Source organism: Myxococcales bacterium, from assembly GCA_016712525.1.
Classification (GTDB): Bacteria; Myxococcota_A; Polyangia; order Polyangiales; family Polyangiaceae; genus JAAFHV01.
This window is the reverse complement of the sequence record JADJQX010000001.1, coordinates 305403-322823: the sequence shown is the minus strand read 5'-3', so window position 1 is coordinate 322823 and position 17421 is coordinate 305403. Positions and strand designations below refer to the sequence as shown.

At 70.1% G+C, this 17421-nt stretch carries 12 protein-coding genes; 6 read left to right on the top strand and 6 right to left on the bottom strand.

The window, feature by feature from the left end:
- Positions 1 to 149 precede the first annotated feature (149 nt).
- From IPK71_01350 to IPK71_01340, 3 genes are all read right to left on the bottom strand, one after another.
- Entirely contained in the window at positions 150 to 734 is a 585-nt protein-coding gene (locus IPK71_01350; protein MBK8212369.1) for a hypothetical protein, read from the bottom strand.
- 92 nt (positions 735 to 826) lie between these two features.
- Positions 827 to 1729: a hypothetical protein gene (locus IPK71_01345; GenBank protein ID MBK8212368.1), complete on the bottom strand. Its 903-nt coding sequence runs from the start codon at positions 1727 to 1729 to the stop codon at positions 827 to 829.
- A gap of 71 nt (positions 1730 to 1800) precedes the next feature.
- Complete coding sequence (locus IPK71_01340; GenBank protein MBK8212367.1) at positions 1801 to 3942, bottom strand: M4 family metallopeptidase; 2142 nt, start codon at positions 3940 to 3942, stop codon at positions 1801 to 1803.
- Between the two features lie 633 nt (positions 3943 to 4575).
- Between IPK71_01340 and IPK71_01335 the strand changes: the two genes are divergently transcribed.
- The 3 genes from IPK71_01335 to IPK71_01325 are packed head-to-tail and all read left to right on the top strand — an operon-like array spanning position 4576 to position 8317.
- A complete protein-coding gene (locus IPK71_01335) occupies positions 4576 to 6783 on the top strand; it encodes a S9 family peptidase (GenBank protein ID MBK8212366.1) in 2208 nt (735 codons plus the stop codon).
- A 48-nt stretch (positions 6784 to 6831) separates the two neighbouring features.
- Entirely contained in the window at positions 6832 to 7719 is an 888-nt protein-coding gene (locus tag IPK71_01330; GenBank protein MBK8212365.1) for a Dyp-type peroxidase, read from the top strand.
- Positions 7720 to 7777: 58 nt separating this feature from the next.
- On the top strand, positions 7778 to 8317 hold the full coding sequence (locus tag IPK71_01325; GenBank protein ID MBK8212364.1) for an MYXO-CTERM sorting domain-containing protein: 540 nt from the start codon (positions 7778 to 7780) through the stop codon (positions 8315 to 8317).
- Between the two features lie 6 nt (positions 8318 to 8323).
- Here IPK71_01325 and IPK71_01320 read toward each other — a convergent pair whose 3' ends face one another.
- The 3 genes from IPK71_01320 to IPK71_01310 form a co-directional block, all read right to left on the bottom strand.
- Complete coding sequence (locus IPK71_01320) at positions 8324 to 9220, bottom strand: matrixin family metalloprotease (protein ID MBK8212363.1); 897 nt, start codon at positions 9218 to 9220, stop codon at positions 8324 to 8326.
- On the bottom strand, positions 9217 to 9897 hold the full coding sequence (locus IPK71_01315) for a hypothetical protein (GenBank protein MBK8212362.1): 681 nt from the start codon (positions 9895 to 9897) through the stop codon (positions 9217 to 9219). The genes IPK71_01320 and IPK71_01315 overlap by 4 nt, the downstream gene beginning before the upstream one ends.
- 138 nt (positions 9898 to 10035) lie before the next feature.
- A complete protein-coding gene (locus IPK71_01310; protein MBK8212361.1) occupies positions 10036 to 12150 on the bottom strand; it encodes a protein kinase in 2115 nt (704 codons plus the stop codon).
- A 226-nt stretch (positions 12151 to 12376) separates the two neighbouring features.
- Here IPK71_01310 and IPK71_01305 point away from each other — a divergent pair, with 226 nt between their 5' ends.
- From IPK71_01305 to IPK71_01295, 3 genes are all read left to right on the top strand, one after another.
- Positions 12377 to 12979: a helix-turn-helix domain-containing protein gene (locus IPK71_01305; GenBank protein ID MBK8212360.1), complete on the top strand. Its 603-nt coding sequence runs from the start codon at positions 12377 to 12379 to the stop codon at positions 12977 to 12979.
- Positions 12980 to 13088: 109 nt separating this feature from the next.
- Complete coding sequence (locus IPK71_01300; GenBank protein ID MBK8212359.1) at positions 13089 to 14570, top strand: hypothetical protein; 1482 nt, start codon at positions 13089 to 13091, stop codon at positions 14568 to 14570.
- A 323-nt stretch (positions 14571 to 14893) separates the two neighbouring features.
- Positions 14894 to 17341: a DNA internalization-related competence protein ComEC/Rec2 gene (locus IPK71_01295; protein MBK8212358.1), complete on the top strand. Its 2448-nt coding sequence runs from the start codon at positions 14894 to 14896 to the stop codon at positions 17339 to 17341.
- Positions 17342 to 17421 lie beyond the last annotated feature (80 nt).

Genomic DNA, 17421 nt, shown 5'->3' with positions numbered 1-17421 from the left:
CCCCACTCGCAGGTGCTCGGCCTGACGGCCTGCGCGCCTGCGGTCTCCCCCAAATCGCGAGCGTTGCTCGCTCAGGGGGAGACGCAGAGCTCGCGGTACACACGGCACGCTCGAGCGAGCCGGGATCGCCTTGTTCCGGCGGTGCGGAGCTACTTCGGCAGCGGGATCATGGCGCTCGAGTCGGGGGTGGGGAAGCAGCTCGGGGCGGAGAGGGCCTTGCCGTCGACGAGGGAGAGCGTGCCGTCGTGCGGGTCGCCGACGCGGAGGTCGTCGTCGACCACGAGGCGATCACCCTCGGCGTGGTACCGATGCTCGACGTTGTTCGCCTCTTGCGCGAGGCCTGCGCGGCGCATGCGCGTGAGGGCGTCGGGGAGGTCGCGCACGGCGAGGCGAGGGGCGTTTGGCAGCGCGCTAGCGTCGGCGAGGACGAGGTTTTCTGGCTTCGCTCCGGGGCTCGAGCCGAAACAGGCTTCTCTCGCGACGTGAACCCAGTCGACACGGAGCAGCACGCGGTAGCACTGGCCTTCGGGGCTCCCGTCGAGGGTCGGGCGCCTCACGATCGTGAGTCTCTCGCGGAGCGCCTCGCGCGTGAGCCCGTAGTGGATGGCGAGCCTGTCGGCGAAGAGGCGATCCGCGGCGCTGCTCCCGGTCTCGCTTTGGGGAGGGGACGGCGTGGGCTCGGGCGAACGGCACGCCGCGAACGCGACGAGGAGGAGGAGGAGGGGCCTGGGCATGGGCGGGGAGGGGCGATGCGACATGCTTCGAGGCGAAAGGCACCTCGAAACCAGCCCGAGGTTACTACCCCCCGAGCCCGTCGACCTCTCCGTCAGAGGATGAAATCCGGATCCACCACGCGGAGATCGCGAATCCACTCGAGGGTGGTGGGGTCGATCTCGGCGATCGCCACGCTCCACGCGATCGGATCTCGAAAGTAGTAAACGAGCGTCCACGCGAGACGCGCGACGCGATCCTGGCGAACGAACACCCGGAGTGTGGGGAGCTGCGGATGAAGGACGATTCCAGGGAGGTGTTGGCGCTGGAACGCCTCGCGTGCTTCGCCAGGGGTGGTGCGTGGCGCGGTGTCGAGGGTATCGGAGTTGGTCGCGAGGTCGTTTTGGACCTGGGTGACCTTGCCATTCTCCCTCCGGAAACGGATTCGACACTCGAAGCACCGAACCCCTTCGGCGAAGACCTGCTCGAGCTCCGTCCAGCTCTCGTTTCGGAGATGGTCCGGCAGGGAGGCGTCGGCGCGCTCGTGGGTCCACAGGAGACGCTCCTCGCGGGTGGCCTCGGGCGCGACCATGAGGCTCACGCCCTTCGGGGCGCCGAACGCCGCGGGATACTCTCGTACGAGATCGACGAGCGACTCGACGGTAGGGCGCTCGCGAGCGAAGATCACCGGTGTGGGGTCGGTCTCCGACTTGCTCCACGCCATCACGACCAAGGGCCCGCGAAACGCCGGCTCCACGTAGGCGCCGTTCCATGGCCACCGGCTCCGCAGCGCTTCCTTCCGTCGTTGGTCGTTCGGCGGGTCGGCGGGCTGCGGGCCGTCGATGCGAGCCTTCACCTCCGTCGACCAGGCGTACGTGCGGAGTCTTGGCTCCGGAGGCTCGATGTGGCACGACCGCGCCAGGGTAGGACGCATGGCGAGGACGAGCCACCCGACCAGCGCGGCGAGGAGCCAACGTGGGCCATGGCCGAGGCTGCGGAGGAAGGCAAAGTCGAGCACGGATTGTCGAGTCGACGATACCGGACGCCCGGCGGCATTTCCACCGGACGCGCGACGGAAGGAGGCATGGCTCACTCGCACACCACGGCGCCATCTCGAACGACGGCCTTGTCCTGATAGTCGAATCCGGCGGACACGCAGCGCATATTGGTCGCACATTGTGGGAGCGCGCCCGCGATTCCCCCGTTGCGGCAGGTGACGTTCGAGTACGGGTGCTCGGGATCGCAGTACGTGCCGTCCGGCCGGCCCACGCACGACTGCGAAGAGCTCGCGCGCAGGCAGAGGGACGGGACACCGGTGATGCCCAGAACGTGCCCGGGCTTCAGGACCCCGACCGCTTCCCACGCGCAGGCCACCGCAGCAACTTGGTAGGGCAGCTCGGCCTTCCCCGCGAGAACCGACGACCCGTAGATGCGGAGCGCGTGGGCGAGCTGTCGTTTCGCGATCATTTCGATCGTCGGTGGCACGTAGCCTGCTGGCGCCCCGGCCGGCGGCTTCGGGAGCAACGCCGTCCACAGGGAAGTTGCGATCTCGAGGCCCACTCCCTTGGGGATCAAGATCCCGGTCGACTCGTTCCGGCCTCCGAAGGTCATGAGGTAAAAGGCATGTCCGATGACGGTGGCTCGCGAGTGAACACATCCCTTGTCGCGATTGTCCGGACATTCGTAGGCGGCGGTGCCCATGGCGTCGGCGGCCTTGTACCCAAACGCGCCGTCTACGCGCGAAGGCCTCGCGAGGTTTCTCAAGCCGCGCCCGTCCTCGAACATCTCGTACCCGACGAGGTCAGGACGCTGGATCCGCTTGAGCTCGGCGAGCTCGAAGAGCTTCCCCAGCACGTCCGACAGCCCCTCGTGGATCACCCCCGCCTCGCCGTACGCTTGCAGACCGCGTCGCGCGAGGATGATGTGCCCCGCTTCGTGACCCGTGACGTCCGGCGCGATGACGAAGGGATGCGCCGTCCTGCCGGGGAAGGGAAGCGTCGCGCCTGTACCCTCGCTCGTCGGCTTCCCGATGCCACCATCGCCAAAGTAGATGGCGTTGGCACCCGGGACGTAGGTCGCCTCGTAGCGAGAGGCTCCATCGTTCGGCTTGGCGTCGTTTCGGTGCACCACGATATTGAGGACGTTGCCTCGGACCTTGCCGCTCGGGTCGGGGCGGCCGAGGGGCTCGCCGAAGGTACGCGAGTACCACGAGTCCGCCGCACTTATCCAATGATGGGCGTCCACGGCGGCGCCCTTGCCAGCGCCGAGATACGCCTGCTCCTTGCTTCCGTCGGCGTCGAACTCTTGGAAAGAGTCTTTGAGGATAGGCAGCGTGATCGCCGTCTTGTCTTCGCTGAAACCCTTGTGCCCATAGGTCACGATCCGCGTCGTGTTCGAGTCGCCTGCCCGAATCAGCGAGTATTTGTCGTCGTGGACCGTGTTGCCCTCGGTGAGCTCGTAGCCCACGTTCAGCGTGTGCCCCTTGGCCGAGAACGTTCCGTCGATGTAATTCCGGACGGACTTGGCCTCGGCGAAGGCATGCAGGCCACCGTCTCCGACGCTGAGCACGGTTCCATCCGTCGCCGACACGACGATCGCGTCCATCGTGGAGCCAATCCCGGATTCGTAGACCAAGTCGACCTTCCCGTCGTCGCGCGTCCCCAGCCGGAGCTCCGGGGCCGTCACGTCGAGACCTGCGGTCTCCGGGGACGTGGCGAGGTGCGCGAGCATGCGCTTCGATGCCTCTTCCTTCGAGAGGGCCGGCACGAGCTCACGGTCCATCCCCTCGAGGTCGCCGGAGATGCTCGCGACGTGTCCCGCCTCGTCGAGCGTGACGTCGACGCCGAGCCCACCCGAAGCGACGTCGTCCGGAATGCCGGCGGTCACGAGGACGTGACGCAGGCCCATCGCGTCGGTGGCCTCCGCGCTCGGTCGAAGCGTCACGCCTGGCGCGACGCCGAGCTCCGAGCGGTACGCCTCGAGCCACGTCGACACCGCGGTCGAGCGGTCGGTCGCCGCGACGACTCGACCTTCACCTCGTGTCATCGCGAAGGTGCGCCGACCTTGCTGATCGACGTACACCGGCACCCCGAGGTCTGCCTCCAGCTTCGCCGCGAGGGTCGCCGTTCCCGCTCCCGTGGGAAGCGGCGCGGGCTCGCCATCCCCACCCGAGCACGCCGCCGCAAGGAACCCGAGACCCACGAGACCGACCGAGAACGAGAGCTTCTTCATCGCGCTACCCACCTTGCGTGGGCCAGGTCGGCGCTCACGGTCGGGGCGTTGCGTGAAATCGACACCGAGCCGTGTGAGGTGACGATTTGCTCGTGGTTTCGATAGGATAGCTCTGCCGAAAGCGAACGTGGAGCGCCCCCCCACCGGTCCTCACGGGAGCAAGGTGCCCCCACTCGTACGGCTCGAGAGATCGAGCAAAGGTGCCCCCACTCGCAGGTGCTCGGCCTACCGGCCTGCGCGCCTGCGGTCTCCCCCCCATCGCGTGCTCGGGCTCCGCCCTCCGCGCGCTCAGGGGGAGACGCAGAGCTCGCGGTACGCGCGGCTCGCTCGAGCGAGCCGCGAGCCCCACGGGCTCTTCACCTCCCCCTATCCGCTCGCAGGCTTTGCGAAAGCGAGTGAACGCGCCGTCACGTGGAGAAGCAAAGCCGAGAACGGATTTTGGGGGAGGTGTCGGGCGCGCAGGCCGTTAGGCCGAGCACCCGGCGGTGGGGGCACCCCTTCTCTCTTCTGCTGCGTAGGCCGAGCACCCGGCGGTGGGGGCACCTTCTCTCTTCTGCCGCGTAGGCCGAGCACCCGGCGGTGGGGGCACCTTCTCTCTCGTTCTCTTCCCTCTCTCCACTATGCTGCGCGGCCATGAGGCTGACTCGCGTGCTCCCGTGCTCTCTCGTCGTGGCTCTCTTTGCGTGCGAAGGCGCGCCTCCCGTGGCGCCTCCGCGGGGCCCGGTCGTGGCTCCGTCCGCGCCGCCACCGAGCGCCTCCGCGTCGGCGACGCCCGTCGTGAAGAAGCTCCCGTACCCCGCGGTGGACGTGCGCCCCACGACGACGACCTACTTCGGCACCGAGGTCACCGCGGGCTACCAGTGGCTCGAAGATTCGTCGAATCCCGCCGTCCAGAAGCTCACCGAGGCCCAGAACGCCCTCACGCGCACCGTGCTCGACGGGCTCCGTGGGCGACCTGCGATCGAGGCGCGTGTGCGCGAGCTCCTCGGGAAGAAGGGCGGGCGCGTCTCGGAGCTCACGAAGGCCGGCAAGGCGTGGCTCGTGCTCGTCGAGGAGCCTCCGAAGCAGCAGCCGTTCCTCGTGCTGCGCACCTCGCTCGACGCGAGCGCGAAGGTGAGCACCGTGCTCGACCCGAACGTGCTCGACCCTTCGGGCGGCACGACGATCGATTGGTTCGTGCCCTCGCGCGACGGGAAGCTCGTGGCCGTGTCGCTCTCGAAGGGTGGCTCCGAGAGCGGTGACGTGCACGTGTTCGAGGTCGCGACGGGCAAGGAGCGCAAGGGCGACACGATCGAGCGTGTGCACGGCGGCACCGCCGGGGGCAGCCTCGCGTGGAACGCGCAGGGCACGGCCTTCTTCTACACGCGCTACCCGCGCAAAGGAGAGCGCGCCGAGGCCGACATGGGCTTTTACCAGCAGGTCTACGAGCACCGCCTCGGGGCGCCTCCGAGCTCCGATAACTACTCGATCGGAAAAGAGTTTCCGCGCATCGCCGAGGTGGAGCTCGAGACCTCGGACGACGGCAGGAAGGTGCTCGCGCGTGTGGCCAACGGCGACGGCGGCGAGGTCGAGCACCACGTCTACGACGGCAAGGCCTGGACTCGCCTCTCGACCTTCAAGAACAAGTGGGGCCAGGCGACCTTCGGCAAAGACGGCAAGCTCTACGTCGTCTCGAGGGACAAGGCGCCGCGTGGCCAGGTGCTCCGTATCCCCAACCTCGCGGACGAGCTCTCGACCGAGTACTTCGTGCCCGAGAGCGACGGCGTGGTCGAGCAGCTCGTCGTCACGGGCGACACGGCGTACCTCGTCGATCTCGTGGGCGGCCCCTCGCGCATCCGCGCGGTCTCGACGACCAAGAAGGGTGACACGAAGGTGCTCCCGCTGCCCCCGGTGGTCTCGGTCGAGCGCATCCTCCGTGATGGCGACGACGTCGTCTTCGAGAGCCAGAGCTACACGTCCCCGCCCGCGTATTTCCGGTATGACGCCAAGGCCGGCACCGTCACCAAGACGGCGCTCGCCGAGAAAGAGACGATCGACTTCTCGGACACGGAGGTCCTGCGCACGACCTGCACGTCGAAGGATGGCACCAAGGTGCCTTTGAACGTGCTCCGCAAGAAGGGCACGCCGCTCGACGGCAAGCGCCCCACGTTGCTCACCGGCTACGGCGGCTACAACGTGAGCCGAAAGCCTCGCCTCCGCGCGCTCACGCGCCTCTGGCTCGACCGGGGAGGGGTGTTCGCCGAGGCCAATCTGCGAGGAGGCGGCGAGTACGGCGAGGCCTGGCACATGGCCGGCAACCTTACGAAGAAGCAGAACGTGTTCGACGACTTCCACGCGTGCGCCGAGGCGCTCGTGTCGGAGGGGTACACCCGGCACGACAAGCTCGCGGCGATGGGCGGCTCGAACGGCGGGCTCCTCATGGGCGCGACCTTGGTGCAGCACCCCGACACGTTCCGCGCGATCGTGAGCCGCGTCGGCATCTACGACATGCTCCGCGTCGAGCTCACACCGAACGGAGCGTTCAACGTGCCCGAGTACGGCACCGTGAAGGACGAGGCGCAGTTTCGGGCGCTCTACGCGTACTCGCCGCTCCACAACGTGAAGGACGGCGTCGCGTATCCGGCCGTGCTCTTCACGACGGGCGCGAACGACCCGCGCGTCGATCCGTACCACTCGCGCAAGATGGTGGCGCGCCTGCAAGCCGCCACGAGCTCGGACAAGCCCATCCTGCTCCGTGCCTCGGCGGGCACCGGGCACGGCAAGGGCACGCCGCTCGACGCCGAGATCGCCGAGAGCGCCGACATCTACGCGTTCCTCTTGCACGAGCTCGGCGAGGAGTGACGCGACCACGGGCTCCCCGTGCGCGCCCTCGTGCGCTATGACCTCGCCATGTCCGAGACCACGACGCATCAGCCTGCCGTGCTCGCCGAGGTGCCCTCCGAGGGCACGTTCCTCACCTTCGATCTGGCCCACGTCGGCGCCGCCGCGCACGTCCTCGAGGCGGTGAAGCGCCTCGACGCGCGTGACGACATGGTGCTCGGCCTCGGCGAGCCGCTCGTGCGCGGCGCGGGCCTCGCGGTCGAAGGCCTGCGAGGTTTTCCAGCCTTGGCGGGGCCTTCGGTGGGCGTCCCGTCGACGCAAGGGGCGCTCTTCGTGTTCCTCTCGGGGGGCGATGGTGGCGAACGTGTGCATCGTGCACGTGAGCTCGTGGCGGCGCTCGGCGAGGTGCGAGTCGTCGAGGACGTGCCCGCGTTCTCGTACGCCGGCGGCCGGGATCTCTCGGGCTACGAGGATGGCACCGAGAACCCCGAAGAGCGCGCGGCCGAGGTGGCGCTCGTCGCCGAGGGGCCAGGCAAAGGCGGCAGCTTCGTCGCGGTGCAGAGGTGGGTGCACACGCTCTCCGCGCTCGAGGCGATGTCGCCCGCCGCGCGGGACCACGTCATCGGCCGCTCGCGCGACACGAACGAAGAGCTTTCCGACGCACCCGAGAGCGCGCACGTGAAGCGGTCCGCCCAAGAGAGCTTCACGCCCGAGGCCTTCATGCTGCGCCGCTCGATGCCCTATGGGTCGACCAAGGAGCACGGCCTCGTCTTCGTCGCCTACGGCGCGTCGCTCGACGCCTACGAGCGCGTGATGCGCCGCATGGCCGGCCTCGACGACGGCATTCGCGACGCGATTTTCTCGTACTCACGGCCGGTTACGGGCGGGTACTACTTCTGCCCACCCGTGCGTCACCGGCGTTACGATCTCGCGGCGCTCGTGGCCTCGGGGGGCTGAAGCGGCGATCCTGGATTTCGGTCTCGGGTGGGGCCGGAGAGGCGTGGCATCCTGAGGCATGCACGCACGTCTTGGGGTGTCGTTCGTCGTCGCGCAGATCACCTGGCTCGGTCTCGTGGGGGGCGCGCGCGCCGACATCCCGCCGCCCGACGAGCAGGTGCGCGACTGCGTCCAAGCCGAGGTCACGAAGCGCATCGTGGCGAAAGATCCGGCGCTCGGCCCGACCCCGTGCCGTGTGGTCGGCCCGTGGAAAGAAGCGACGTCGCCCGGCGAGGCCGCCTCGAACCGAGACGCCGCGCAGAAGGCCGAGGGCTACACATGGATTTGCCCTCTCACACGCAACTACCGAGGGGACGTCCTCTACTGCAAACTGCCCGCGGGCCTCGCGGCCGAGCAGGCGCTCCACGGCGGCGGCTCCGAGGCCTCGCCCCAAGTCTCGCCCTCCGGCGGCTCGTCCCAGGTCTCCCCCTCCGAGGCCACGAAGGTGCGCGGGTGTGGTGGATGTTCGAGCAGCGGAGGCAGCGACGCTCCGCTCGTGGGTTTGGGGCTCGTCGGCCTCGCGGTGGCGTGGGTACGTCGTCGTCGGCCTTCTACGTGATCATGCTCACGGTGCGGCTTCGTGCCTCACGGCTCTCGGGCGACGCCTCGCCGCGACGAAGCACGCGACGAATCCCAGGGCGATGAGCGCGCCCTCGGGGCTCGTGCCACCGGCGGAGCACCCCGCCTCGGGTGGGGTGGCCGTGGGTACGTCGCTCGCCGAGGCCTCGGGCTCTCCGGGCGGATAGAGCGCGCACACGGCGGCGACATCGTCCGCGGCGAGCCTTCGTGAGGCCCTCCGCCCGAGGTTGCAGCGATTGCCCTCTTCGCAGAACGCTTCCATCATGATCGACTCGGGCTCTCGCGAGTGACCGATACCGATGAAGTGGCCAATCTCGTGCACGAGGACGGCCATGAGGTCCGTCTTGTTCGTGCCGTCGTCGGGGAGTGAGAACTCCTTCTCGGCGGTGTTGACCTCGATGCGGGCGCTCGTGATCGTGCCCTTCGATTGTTTGTCGCCGTAGAGGCGAAACGTCGAGGCGAGGGGGCTCTTCGTGCCGTAGGGCCACGACGTGTCCCGAAAGAAGACACCATTCAGCTTTCGTGTCGGGTCGGTCGGGTCGGCGGACTCGGACGGATCGAGCGAGATGTCCTCGCGCTCGACGAACCTTAGCCTCGTGCGCAGATCCCCGGGGCAGAGCACGTCGCTCCAGGTGCCGAAAGCCGCGCGGATCACGGCCCGTGTCTCGGCGCGGACGAGCTTTCGCGTGCCTCGATCGTGGAGGTGGTACTCGAGCGTCGACGAGCGCCACGAGACCTGCGTGCCCTCGGTGATGCAGCCCTTTTCGTCTTTGGCGCAGGTCTGTTTGGCCTCGTTGCACGTCGTCGCCCTACAAAACGCGCTGGCCCTCGTGGAGCCGAGCACGAGCACGAGCCCGAACGCCGCGGCGGTGAGCGTCCTCATCGGAGCTCCGCCCGCAACGTGAGGCGAGCGCCCGGGGCTTGGGTGCGCGCGATCCCGTCGACATGCAGGAAGTACGTTCTGTTGGCTACGACCGGGATCTCGAGCCTGCGCCCCGTCGAGTCGCACTTCAAATCTTGGGTGTCGGCGCACGTCGCCTTCGCGTAGAGGACGGGGCTCCCCGTATAGCTCGAGGTCGACTCGACCTCGACGACGAGCGTGCCCTGCGACTTCGTGTAGATCGGCTGGACGAGGTCGGGCCCCTCGGCCTGCACGCAGCTCGAACGGAAGGTGTCGGTGGCGCCGTCGAGGTCGGTGGCGAACAGGATCTCACCCCCGCGGGCGAGCTCGAGCACTCGCAGCTTCTGGAGGGACGCGGCCTCGCACGTGTCGCCCGCAGGAGGTGGCGCCTGCGTCGGCGTGGACGGGCCCGCGTCGGTCGCTTCGGGGGTCTTCTCTTCGGGCTCGAGCGGGACCTCGCTGCCGTCGGGGCACGCGCAGACGCTCTTCTGGGCGCGGCAGGTCTGCGTGCCCTGCGTGAGGTTTCCGCAGGTGCACGCCGCGCCCTCGACGCACGGAACGGAGCGGAGCCCCGTGGCGAGCTCCCCTTGCCCCGTGTACGGGCCCGAGCACGCGACGAGCAGCGAAACGACGAGGAAGAACAGGGAGTTACGGCGCATGAAGGTGCCTCTCCCACCTCACCTTGCGACACGCATGCCACGCGCGTTTCGCGGATTTCGCGGCCCGTCTCACGCGCTCCCGAGGACCTCGCCGTTCCTTGGGCGAGCGACCCCGATCCACGTGCCGGTCGCGCGGCGCTACTTGCGGCGCGGCAGCCGCGATCGGTGCACGAGGGTCGCGTCGTCGAGCGGCATGTCGCCGTACTCGTCTTCGAGCTTCTTGCGGAGGTCGCGCTCGGTCGTCTGCCCTTTGGTGGACGGCGCCGGCGCGGGGGAATGCGCGACGGGCGGCGGGAAGGTCGGCCGCTTCGTGCCGCGCTGGGTCTCTTCGACCCACTCGGGAGGGCCGCTCGTCACGGTGGTCTCGGCGTCCCAGTCCGACACGTCGGCGCCGAGGCCACCAGCTAGAAAGTCGCCCAGGATTTCTTCGCGCGAGATGACGAACGTGGGGCCGTCGCCGTAGTCGGGCTCGGTCCTCCGCTCGGGCACACGTGGGAGCTCGGGCACACCTCGCACGGTCTCGGGCTTGCGTTCGCTCATGCGCGGCGGAGGGACCGGCTCCGTGGACCGCTCGACGCGCTCGATGTGGGGACGCATCCCCATCGCGGGCGGGGGAGGCTGCCGCTCGCGCAGGTTGGCTGCAGGGTGCGGGCGCACGTGGGGGCTCGGCGTGCCGTCGGCGCTGGGGCTCGTGTCGAAGAGCTTGGGGAGATCCTCGGGGTCCGTCGGTCGCGCGGGGGGCGCCACGGGGCCGAGCTCGGTGCGCCGTGCGACGGGCGCGGGCGCAGACGGGGGCTTCTGCGCGCTCTGCGGCTGCATGTGCGGAGGCAAGCCCTGCGCGTGGGGGCTCATGCGCACCGTCTGGCGGCGGAGCTTCGGGTCGTGAAGGTTTTGGGCGGGCTCACGCGGCGCGCTCGGTGGCACCGCGGCGTGGGGTGTGACCTGCGGCGCTTGCGGAGATGGCGCGGCGAGCGGGGAGACGTGGTGGTGCGGGGCCTGGACCGGAGCACGTGGAGGCGCACCCGCGGCGGGGCGCACGTTCGGGTACTCGGGCGCGCGCGGGCGCTCTTGCGGGCCGGTCGGACGAGGCGGAGCGGGCTGCGCCTCGCGAGCTTGGGGCTGCGGGGTGTGGGCGGGCCGGAAGGCGTCTTTCTTGAGGTCGACGCGGCCGGCCCCCGAGGGCTCGTGGGGGTAGCCGAGCTGCTTCCCGAGCTGCTGCAGATCGCGTCGCAGCGCACCCGCGGTGGAGTAGCGGTCGTCGCGGTTTCGCGCCATCGCGCGGCGGAGGACGGACTCGAAGGCCGGCGGGAGGTCGGGGCGAAGATCCCTCGCAGGGCGCGGGTTCTCGGTGAGGATCTGGAGGAGCAGGGCGTTGTAGTTCGGGGCGACGAACGGCCTGCGACCGGTGAGGCATTCGTAAAGCATCACGCCGCACGCGTACACGTCGACCCGTGCGTCGAGGTTGCGCTCGCCGCGCGCCTGCTCGGGCGACATGTAGTACGGCGTGCCCATGACCATGCCGGTGCGCGTGAGGTCGAGCGGCTCCTCGGCCCCGCCGGCCATGCCCTTCGACACGCCGAAATCGAGGATTTTCGCGATGGGATCGGCGTTCGTGCGGCGCGCGAGGAAGATGTTCTCGGGCTTGATGTCCCGGTGCATGATGCCCTTCTCGTGCGCGGCCATGAGGCCCGCGAGCACCTGAGAGAGCACCTCGACGATCTCGGGGAAGGGCAGATTCCCCGCTTTTTTGATGCGATCGGCGAGCGTCTGGCCGTGGAGCCGCTCCATGACGAGGTACGGGCAGCCGTCCTCGAGCCAGCCCATGTCGTAGACCTCGCAGATGTTCGGGTGCCCGATGCCACCCGCCGCGCGCGCCTCCTGTTGGAAGCGCTTCACGGTGTTCTTCTTCTTGGCCTGGACCGGGTTCAGCACCTTCACGGCGACCTGGCGCTCGAGCCCGAGGTGCTCGGCCTCGTAGACCATGCCCATGCCACCCGAGCCGAGGATCGACAGGATTTTGTAGCGGTTCCCGAGCACCTGGCCGATGAGCGGCGCTTCGTCCTCGTCGTGCGTCAAGGGCTGGATGCTCGCCGGCGCGCTGGCGGTGAACGCGGGGGGCGCGCTGCTGCGGGACTTGCGAGGGGCGTCGCCACGGCCGTCCACGCGCATGCGTCGGCCCGTGGTCGGGCACACGACCGCACGCGCATCATGCGGGGTTCCGCAGTGCGGGCAGCGAACGAACCTCTGACTCATGGGGCTCCCACGGGCCCTCTAACGATCTCACGACCGTGGCGCTTTTCCAACGAGAACCGTGGCCTTTCGCGCTGCGGCATCGGTTTTTTTTCGCCCCCGACGCCGCGGTAAGGGGAGCCCCGCGCCTCCGTGAAGAGGTCCGCGGAGCTTGTGCGGCGCCGTCCCCGGACGAATACTGCGCCCCGTGCCCGCCGCGCCGACCCCTTTGCCTCCGGAAGACGGCACGATGCTCGCACGGTGGACCGTCGCGCTCCTCGAACGCGAGCTCGCGAGCGCGGACGAACGTAGGGCCGTCCTCGCCCGGCACGGCGTGATGCTCGACGCGCTCCTCGCCGCCGACGCCCGCCTCTCCCACGGGACGGCGTGTGCCCTGTGGGAGGAGCTCACGGCCGAGCACGCCGATCCGCTGCTCGGGGTGCGCTTCGCGAGGGCTCTCTCGGAGAACCTCGAGGTCCGGCTCTTGCCGCACGATCCGGCCCTCGAGCGGTACCTCGTGCCGAGCGCCGAGCACCTCCTCGAGCGCCTGCCACGGGGAGACGACCTGCTCGCCGCTCTCGAGGTCGCGATCGTCTCCGCGCTCCCTTCGGGCACGGTCACCATCGAGCGTATGGCGCGCGAGCTCGGGGTCGGCGTTCGCACGCTCCAGCGGCGCCTTCGCTCGCGCTCGAAGACGTTCCAAGAGGTGGTCGACGCCGTGCGACGGAGCGTCGCCGAGCGCGTCGCGACGCGACCGGGCCTCAGCATGAAAGAGGCCGCCTTCCTGCTCGGGTTCGCCGATCCCAAGAGCTTCCGTCGCGCCAAGGACCGTTGGCAGCGCCGCGAGTCGTGAGAGGCCCCTCGTTTGTCGCGTGGCGCCCGTGGCGTGTCGGTCCTTCATCGCCATCCTTTTCCCGACGCTGACGCACATCGCGCCCGCGCCGGAAAATTGGGAGGAACGGATGAAATTCGGGACGGTAGCCTTTCGCGGGATGTTGGCGCTCGCCCTCGTGAGCGCGGGAGCTGGATGCGGAGCCGAGGCCGATTCGCCCGAGGCGACCGCCGACGACGACCTGTCCGCCATCTCGACCGCATCGATCGACGCGGCTCGCGCCTCGAAGGACCCCGGGCGCATGGCGAAGGCGCTCCGGTCGATCGCGACGAACCGATTCCCGGGGCAACGCGCGGCGCGCACCGCCGGGGCCAAAAGGCTCCTCGATGGCCTCTCGGTCGACGAGGTCGACGCGATACGTGCAGCCTACATTCGGCTCTACGACGAGGATCCGGAGATCACGATCCGAAGCGACGGCCTGTTTCGCCCCTTGGTCCGGCTCGATCGTGCCGAGGAGGCCGAGCTCGTGGCGTCGCTCGTGGGCGCCCGCATGGAGGCGGACGTTTCGGTGCTCGTCGACATGCTGTCGCGCGCGCGGACGTCGGCGCTCACGGCGAAGGACCGCACGACGTACTTCGCGATGCTCCCGCGCATGGGCCTCTGGGACGCGCCCGTGCGCGCCAAGGCGAACGACCGCTCCCTCGACGCGCTCGAGCGTGGGCACCTCGAGCGGGTGTGGAGCGCGCGGAGCCCCGGCCTCGGGCTCGACGCGGGGCTCCGAACGATCGAAGAGAAGCTCCCGAAGCCCGACCTCACCCCCTCGGCACCTCGGGAGCGCTCGGTCGCGGTGATCGCGAGCTCGCATGGGGCGCAGTGGCAGGAGCTCATGGGATGGGCCGTGCCGATGCTCGCGAAGGGCTACGTTTTGCAGGTCTTCACGCCAGATGGGCGCCCGGTTGCGTTCCAGCGCGATAGCCTCTCGGTCTCCAAGAAGACGGTCGCCCTCGGGTTCGGCTGCCCACCCGACCTCGACCCGGCGGGGCCGACGGGGCGCGCGGCGGCCGACATTCTCGGTCGCGCGGCGGGGGCCGAGACGCTCGACGCGAGCCGGTATGGCGCGGTGTATCTCGCCGGTGGGCTCGGTTTCAACGAAGACGTGGCCGTCGCCATGCCTTCGAGCGCGGCGCCGTCGGGCGCAAGGCTCACGGCCAACCCGCACGTCGCCACGTTCATGAGCCGAGCCCTCGCCGAGAAGCTGCCCGTGGTGGCCATCTGCCATGGGCCGACCCTCTTCGCCGCGGTGACGGTTCGCGTCGGTGGGGCGGACGAGCCGCTCGCCAAAGGCGTAGCGACCGCCTCGCTTCCCCCCTTCGAGAGCTACGTCGGTCTGACGGAGCGAAAGGAAATCCAGTTTACCTTCGACGTGAACACCCACAAGGTGCTCTCGGAGGCGGGGGCCTCGACCTCGGTGGTCTCGGACATCGCGAACATGGCGCGGGTCGTGAGGGCCCGAAAGGGCGACATCGAGCTCGTGACCGGGCCCGGGCCTCAGGCTGCGGCGTCCCTCGTGCAGCCGACCGTCGAGGTGATGACGGCGCGGTGGTCGCGGTGAGGGCTCGCACCAGGTTTCGCGGAGTTGGCGTCAACGTCGGTGAGATCTCGCACCAGGTTTCGCGGAGTTGGCGTCAACGTCGGTGAGATCTCGCCGAGCTCTTGGGTCGAGTGCTCGCACCAGGTTTCGCGGGGTTGGCGTCAACGTCGGTGAGATCTCGCCCCCGTCGGTGAGATCTCGCCTCGTAACGTCGGTGAGATCTCCCCGAATCTCACGGGTGGCCCGGGCCACCCCCAAAGGTGGCCAGGCCAGGCGCCGTCGCGTCGAAACCCCGTAAATCCTCGCGAAATCACGCTGGCACGCGCGATGCGAAGGCGCCTCCCATGGACGCGGCTCTCCTCCTCGGCGTGGCGCTCGCGGCGGGCGCCGTGTGCGTCGCGCGTGGCCCGCTGCCGGTCGTCGCGTGTGTCGTCGTGCTCGCCGCGGCCCTCGTCGCGTGGCGGGGCAGGGCGGGGCTCGCGCTCGGGCTCGTGCTCGCCACGGCGCTCGGAGCCGCGCGCGCACACGTCGCCATCGTCGACGCCCGCGCCGCCGCCGCGCAGGTGCCCACCGCGCCCCCCGGCAAACCTCGTCTTCTCCCGTGCGAAGGCGAAGGCGTGGTCGCCGTCTCTCCCACGCGCCGCGCCGCGGCCACGAGGCTCGTGCTCGACGAGGTGCGCCTCGCGTGCGACGCGGCCGACCCCGCGGGCTCGTCGCTCCGACCGCTCGTGGGCCGGGTCGTGCTCTACGCCGACGCGGAGGGAGAAGGGGAGGGCGCGGCGCTCGGCCGAGGCGACCGCGTGTCGTTCGTCGCGAGCCTCGGACCTCCTCAGCGCTTCGCCGTGCCCGAGCTGGGAGACGACGAGCCGGGGTCCGCGCGTGGGCTCGTCGTGCTCTCCGGAGGCGCGGCCGACGTGCTTCGTGTGTCGCGTGGTCGCGGGCTCGGGGCACACATCGACGCCGCGCGGGCTCACGTGCGCGCGCGCATCGACGCGACGTTCCCAGCGGGCGCGAACGGGCTCGCGCGGGCCCTCGTTCTCGGCGAGTCCGACCTCGACGGCGACGACGCGCGCGACTTTCGAGAGAGCGGCCTCTCGCACCTGCTCGCCGTGTCGGGCATGCACCTCGTGGTCGCCGTGAACGGTCTCGTCGGCGTGCTCGCGGCCCTCCTCGCGCGCGTGAGGTGGCTCGCGCTCCGTGCCCCACCCGTGCGCGTCGCGTCGTTCGTGGGTGTCGTATTCTGTTGGATCTATTGTGATTTTTCGGGTTCGAGCGGTTCGGCCGTGCGCGCCGCGTGCATGCTCTCGGTGGCGCTCGGCGCCGTCGCGCTCGGCCGGCGTGTGCGCCCTCTCCGCGCGCTCGGGGTGTCGATCGTGCTCGTGGCGCTCGTGGATCCTCTGGCCGCGTACGACGTGTCGTTCGTGCTGTCGGCCGGGGCCACGCTCGGCCTCGTGGCGCTCGGGAGACCGCTCGGTGCGGCGCTCGCGGAGCGCGGTCCCAAGGTCGTGCGGGCGGTGATGGCGAGCCTCGCCACCACGGTCGCGGCGTCCGTGCCGTGTGCGCCGATCCTGCTCCGCATGGGGCCCGCCATCTCTCTCGGGGGGCTCGTCGCGAACCTCGTCGCCGTCCCGGTCGGCGAGGTCGCCGCGCTGCCGCTCTGCCTCGGGCACGCCCTGCTCTCTCCGCTCCCGGCGGCCGAGCGTGGCGCCGCGCTCGCGGGAGGTGGCGCGCTCGTGGTGGTCCGCGCGCTCGCCCACGCCACGGCGTCGAGCCGGCTCGGCCGTATCGCGCTGCCCCGCCCGACCGACGCCGAGCTCGGGGCGGTGGCGGCCGTGTGGCTCCTCGTCGGTCTCTGGCCACGCGCGAACGACGCCGTCGTCGCGCCACGCCTTCGCTCCGTGGCCCTCGTCGGTGCCGTGCTCGTCGGCCTCGTCTCGGAGGTCGTCGCGCGCCGCCAAGGGGCCCCGGTGGGCGTGCTCCGGGTGACGTTCGTCGACGTGGGCCAGGGGGACGCGGCCCTCGTGGATTTGCCGAGCGGAGACGCTGTCTTGATCGACGCCGGGGGCCTCGTGGGGAGCCCGACGAACCCCGGCGAGCGTGTGCTCGCGCCGCTCCTCCGCGCACGCCGTCGCGATCGGCTCGCGGCCGTCGTGATCTCGCATCCGCACCCCGATCACTTCTTGGGCCTCGCCGAGGCCACCGCGGGTCTGCGCGTCGACGAGGCGTGGGATACGGGCGAGGTCGAGTCGTCCGAGCCGAGCGCTTCGCCCTTCGGCCCCCACGTCTATGCCGCGACGCTCTCGGCGCTCCGTGCGCGAGGGACCATCGTAAGGCGCCCTCCTTCGCTGTGCGGAAAGCACGACGTAGGTGGCGCGATCTTCGAGGTCCTCGCGCCATGTCCCGGGCCCTCGAGCGCGCGCGGCACCAACGACAACTCGTTCGTCCTCCGCATCACGTACGGCGCGCGGTCGGTGCTCTTCGTGGGGGACGCCGAGCACACCACCGAAGAGGACCTCGTGAAACGCGAGGCGACGCGCGCGTCCCTCCGCGCCGACGTGCTCAAGGTCGGCCACCACGGGAGCCGCTCGTCCTCGACGCCCGCGTTCGTCGACGCGGTCGCCCCGAGCCACGTGGTCGTGTCGTGTGGCGTGAGGAACCGCTACGGCCACCCGCACGTGCAGACCCTCGCGACGTTCGCCGCGCGGCCGCTCGCGGTCCACCGGACGGACCTCGAGGGCACCGTGGTGTTCGAGACGGACGGCGACCGCTTCTCCGTGCGGGGCTCACGCTGAGGGTCTGCTCCCGTGTTCAGCGCGCGCGTGCCATGGCGAAAATCCTCGTCGTGTTCAGTGGTTGCGGATGCTGCGCGGCG